The organism is Cupriavidus sp. YAF13 (assembly GCF_052113425.1).
In the GTDB taxonomy this organism is placed as follows: Bacteria; Pseudomonadota; Gammaproteobacteria; order Burkholderiales; family Burkholderiaceae; genus Cupriavidus.
In genome coordinates this window covers 1-5262 of the sequence record NZ_JBFRDD010000119.1, presented here as the reverse complement: position 1 = coordinate 5262, position 5262 = coordinate 1, and the positions used below count along the sequence as shown (strand labels likewise).

The window sequence follows — 5262 nt, the reverse complement described above, 5'->3', positions numbered from 1 at the left end:
TACATCCGAAGACATAACCAACATGTTTTACTGTGCGAGCACTTTATAACTTGTAAGCTAAAAGACCGAAGTCTTCCGCATCCGCTATCAAGCGCCCACACTTATCGGTTGTTTGTTTGTTAAAGAACTGGCCACGGTTCGCTTTGCTTRCCGCGTCGCTGCTTTTGTCTGCAGCGAAGGAACGAGACTATAAAGAATTATCTGCGTTTCATCAATACTTTTTTAATCTTTTCTTGCTCGGGCAAGTTTCGCTATGCGTATTACTCACCTTTTCCACCAGCCCCCCCCCCGCGAGCTCTACCGCCCTGCCCTGAAGCTGAGCCTCGTGCCGCGAGGGGAGCGAATACTAGGTCGTTCGCGCAACGCTGGCAAGTTTTTTCTAAGATTTTTTGCCGCAAGCTTTGTCGCCGCGGCGATGAAGGTCACGGCAGGGCACTTGTGCAATGACTACGGGGCACTGACCGACTGCCCGGCGGGCGCAGGCCAGGGCTGAACGGCGCGGATCTCCGGGCCGTTCATATTGTATGCAATAATAGAATGCAATTGCATGGTTTGACGCCCGCCATTCAGGCTACGGCCAGGCGGATTCACTGATCTGGAGACAACATGACATTCAGCACCCCCGGCATGACATCACGACACGTAGCCGCACTTGAGCCGATCGAGAACTACCTGCAAGCCCACATCACCGGCGATGCCGAATACATGCGCAAGGCGTTCCACCCGGATGCCAGGATCATCTCGTTCCGCGAGGGAAAGTTGCACGCCTTGACCCTCGATGAGTTTTCCGCGCGCTTCCAGGGCCAGCCTGCGGCGGATGAAGCACAGCGCAAGCGCTTCATCACGCATTTCGACGTCACCGGTAACGCCGGCACCGCCAAGGTTGTGCTGGAGTATCCGGAAGTGACCTTCACGGACTACATGACGCTCCTGGAGATCGACGGCGTCTGGAAAATCGCCAACAAGACGTTCAGCGCAGCGCCGCCGAAAAAATAGCCAAAGCAGAACCGCGCAGATCCGCCACCCGCCTTCACGAGGCGCTCTGCAGCCTTTACCCCGTCTCGCACTTGGTGCGCGTCACCGGCGCCAGGCGGCGCGTCGCAGTGCAGCTCGACGACGTGGTGCGTCTCAAGCATCATGCGCAGCAGGCGGTCGACACTGCGCAGACTGCCCGCGCCGAGGCCGATCTGCGGGTTGAGTTGCTGCGCCAGGAGCTGCCGGTGCGATCGAGGTGATCGTGGTCTCCTCTCACATGGAGCCCTTCGATCCCGGTTGCTTCCAGGCGCTTGGCATCGATCCCGCGCGGAAGAGGTTCCTGGTGATGAAGAGCCGCGTTCACTGGCGCGCCGGCTTCGGCGGCCTGGCGGCGCATGTGTTCGAGTGCGACAGCATCGGTGTGACGACCTCCGACTTCGGCAAGCTGACTTTCGAGAATGTACGGCGGCCGATCTATCCCCTCGATGACATGTAGATGAAGGCTAGTGCCGGCTGGACTAGCCCACCTGTTGGTTGGCCCTGCCGGCGTGTGTCAGCGCGTGGCGGATTGGGCCGAGGTACTCGGCATCGCGCCGCATGGCCGCGTAGGGAGCCGGACTCGTCGCCACCCGCTACTGGAAATCGATGCTCGTTCAACGTTCCGCCAAGCTGAACAGTGTCTTGAGGTCCTCCCCACTGAGATTGCCGATCCACTGTTCGCCAGTACCCACCACCAGGCCGGCCAGCTCCCGCTTGGCGCGAAGCATGTCGTTGATGCGTTCTTCAAACGTCGCGCGCGTGATGAAGCGGTGGACCTGAACGTTGCGCTGCTGGCCAATGCGATAGGCCCGGTCCGTGGCCTGCGCTTCGACGGCAGGATTCCACCACAGGTCGTAATGGATGACGTTCGAGGCCGCGGTCAGGTTCAGCCCGGTCCCGCCGGCCTTGAGCGACAGGATGAACACCCGCTCCGTCCGGTTGCTCTGGAACCGCTCGACCATCACATCCCGCCTGGCTCGCGGGACACCGCCGTGGAGAAATAGCGGATCTCGGCCATATCGCTGTTGTACCCAACGGCATAGCAAGTCGCCCATCTCGCGGAACTGGGTGAATACCAGCACCTTTTCATGGCCGGCATGGACATCTTCAAGGAGTTCAAGGAATCGCTCGGCCTTGCCAGAAACCTCTGCATCGACCTGCCCCTGTTTCAGATATAGCGCGGGATGATTGCAGATCTGCTTCAATGCCAGCATCATCTGCAGCACCAGGCCCTGGCGCTTGAAGGTGTCGGATTCTCCCGCGATGGTTCGCAACCCTTCCTGTACCACCGATTCATACAGAGCCGTCTGCACCTTGGTCAGCGTGCAGAATTGATCCTGCTCGCTCTTGTCTGGCAAGTCGCTGATGATGGCCTTGTCTGATTTCAGGCGTCGCAACAGGAAGGGAGCCGTCACCCGCTTGAAGCGTTGCACGGCATGCTGATCGCGCTGGATTTGAATAGGCGTCGCATACTCCCGCACGAACTGACTGAGGCTTCCCAGATAACCCCGGTTAGCGAAATCCAGGATGCTCCAGTAGTCGGACAAGCGGTTCTCCACCGGCGTGCCGCTCATGGCAATCACGCTGGCGGCGGGGACCGCCTTCACGGCCTTGGTCTGGGCGGCCGCCGGGTTCTTGATATTCTGAGCCTCATCCACCACCACTACGCGCCACGCCAAGGCACGCAGGGCCGTCGCGGCCGTTCGGGCGATGCCGTATGTCGTCAGCAGGACGTCGGGCCGGACAGCGGCGAGTTCACGCTTGCCGCCGTGGAAGATGCCGACGCTCAGGCTGGGCGCGAAGCGGCCGATTTCTTTCTGCCAATTGGTCAACAAACTGGTCGGCATGATGACCAGGGCTTTGGCGTCGTCAAGTGCGCCATCTTCCTTGAGCTTTTGCAGGGTCGCGATGACCTGCAGTGTCTTGCCCAGACCCATGTCGTCCGCAATCACGCTGCCAAGGCCAACTCGCGCATTCCGATAAAGCCAGGCATAGCCCCGCTGCTGGTATGGGCGCAAGGTAGCGTCGATACCACGCGGCAGCGGCACCGTGCCCGCTTGCAGCAGGTCCTGGATGATTTTCCTGGCCTTGCCATCCAGGCCGACAGGCGTCCCGGTGAATTCCCCCGCCAGCGCGACACGCAGCAACTCAGCGCCGGCAGGCGTAGATGGATTGGCCATCTGCGCGCGCAGGCGCTCGACCTCCTTCGGATCCAAATAGACGTATGCCCCCTTGAAACGTATGACGCCCGTGGCATCCTTGACCAATCGTTCGAATTCGGCGCGTGTCAGCAGATGGTCACCAACGGCCACGCTCCAGTCAAACGCAAATACAGCATCGGCGTCAAAAAAGCCCCTACCGTCAGTGGCCTTGCCCTTGATCTGCATGGACAAGCGGGGACGTATCAACCGCTCTAGCGCTTTCGGCAACAGCGCGCGAATTCCCAGCAAGCGGACCACTGGCAACGTGTCGAACAGCAAGCCTGGTAGCGCATCCGTGGCAATCCGGATCGGTGTTTTGGCGCCAGCACGGATGTAGGTATTGATCGGTGGGAAGCCCTCGGCCAGGAGCGCGATCGTCTGCAGAATGCCAAAACGGGCCTTCGACCAGCCCTGATCGGTGAGAATCGAGGCCAGTGGTACTGGCTTGTTCAGTGTTGCCGAGCGATCCTCGACCGCAAGTGACAGTCCGAAACGCCCAGCCTTTGCTTCTTCGAGGCACAGCACCGGTGCGTATTCGCGGTGCGCCAGATGGAATCGGGACAGCCAGGTATGAATACCGGCAGCTATCTCGCCCTCGCCGGGGCCGTTGTAGGCTGCTCGCCCAGTGCTGAAGAACAAGGCGAGCGTCTTGTTACCGAGGGGGGTCTCGCCGGCGCAACCCGACCATGCGTGGACGAAGTGATTCAGAAACAGGGAACACAAGCATGTTGCCTGAACCTCGCGGGTAAGCACCGACCGCTTTCGCCCCTTCCCCGCCTTGACCATGCCCGATGGCAATGCAGCAGCGAGGCGCTGCATGAGGTCGTGCACCACCCCGTCGAGGGTGGCCGGAAGCCAGCGCAGCGCCACCGTGCCAGCATCCGCGGCCAGGATTTGGGGGACCACCGCGCCACGCGCGAGCAATTGCAGCGCGATCAGGCGCACGTGGAAGAAGGCCGCCACGCCAGGCTGCAGGTCTGGCAGGTTGCTAGCCTCTATCCGAGCCAGCGCTGTTTCCAAGGCATCGATGGTGGTAATGCCCTTCGTACCGGACACGGACGCGTGCAATTGCGAGTCCAGCGTAATCGTCGGCAGGTCGTCCGCCGCAAGCGTGATGCCCCCAGCGTTGACGGCGCCGATATCCATGGCCAGTCGCGCCGCCTTGCTCACCCGTAGCAGGACACGCTGCAAGGTCTCGCGAAAGTCTCCGTTGGTGAAAAATGTGGGACGCGCAGGCAGCACGTGCAGGAGCGGAGCGCTCACGTCCGGAATCGCGGACAGATCAAGCTGATCGAGCGCGGCAAGATCTCCCGCATCGACCGGCATTTCAGCCGCTGTCGGCAGGAGTTCGGCCAAGGTTGGCAGGACAGCCCCGGCTCCCGGTTCCAGATGGATATCGCGCGACTTCAAGGCTAGCAACAGATCGACGCCCCGCAGTGCAAACACCAGGAACGGATTGCCATCGATCTCGCGGCTCAGCAGGTAAATCGCAGCGGCCAGGTGTTTGCAAGGCACGGCCCAATCCGGGCAGGAGCAATGCATGTCGAGGTCCTTCCAGCGCTCGGGAAAGACAGAAATACCAAGTTTGCGGGCTCGATCCAGAACCGTCGGATCCAGTTCCCGATTGAGCATCCCGGCGATCAAGGCAGGATCGGTCGCGATGTCATCCAGAAGCCGAGTCGAATCCTTCGTGGAAAGTGGCGGCACGGCGATCGTCACCGCGTAGGGGCGTGGCCGGGAGCCTTGTACCAGGGCGTGAATGGTTCCATCCCTGACGACCAGATCCTTGACCGCGCCCTTGTTGGCGTAGGTTCTCCCGCGCGGCAGGCGGTTGTCATAGTCGATGTGGGTCAGGGCCTTGAGCCACTGCTCGCCCCACCACGTTTTGCCGAAAGATTGTCGTGTCACTGTGTCAACATCGCGTCCCTATTGGGTAATGCCGTTCAGTTAAGGTCCCTATTGAGGAAGCGAACGGCATAGCGTGAAGGGCGGGACTTGACGACCCGGTCGCATGAGCGACCGGGTCGTTTCACATTGGGCAGCGACT

The 5262-nt window shown here is 60.8% G+C and carries 4 protein-coding genes; 3 read left to right on the top strand and 1 reads right to left on the bottom strand.

All coding sequences use genetic code 11. The features are described 5' to 3' along the window. Positions 1 to 606 precede the first annotated feature (606 nt). The 3 genes from AB4061_RS40190 (at position 607) to AB4061_RS40180 (ending at position 1471) form a co-directional block, all read left to right on the top strand. Positions 607 to 996, top strand: coding sequence for a nuclear transport factor 2 family protein (locus tag AB4061_RS40190; protein ID WP_441641604.1), 390 nt, complete (start codon positions 607 to 609; stop codon positions 994 to 996). Positions 997 to 1103: 107 nt separating this feature from the next. Beyond that, a complete protein-coding gene (locus AB4061_RS40185) occupies positions 1104 to 1235 on the top strand; it encodes a hypothetical protein (protein WP_441641603.1) in 132 nt (43 codons plus the stop codon). A gap of 2 nt (positions 1236 to 1237) precedes the next feature. Beyond that, complete coding sequence (locus tag AB4061_RS40180; RefSeq protein ID WP_441641602.1) at positions 1238 to 1471, top strand: MlrC C-terminal domain-containing protein; 234 nt, start codon at positions 1238 to 1240, stop codon at positions 1469 to 1471. Between the two features lie 157 nt (positions 1472 to 1628). On the opposite strand, the gene AB4061_RS40175 is transcribed toward AB4061_RS40180, so the two are convergent. Beyond that, positions 1629 to 5123 (bottom strand): SNF2-related protein, encoded by a 3495-nt coding sequence (locus AB4061_RS40175; RefSeq protein WP_441641601.1) that lies wholly within the window; start codon positions 5121 to 5123, stop codon positions 1629 to 1631. Between the last annotated feature and the right edge of the window lie 139 nt (positions 5124 to 5262).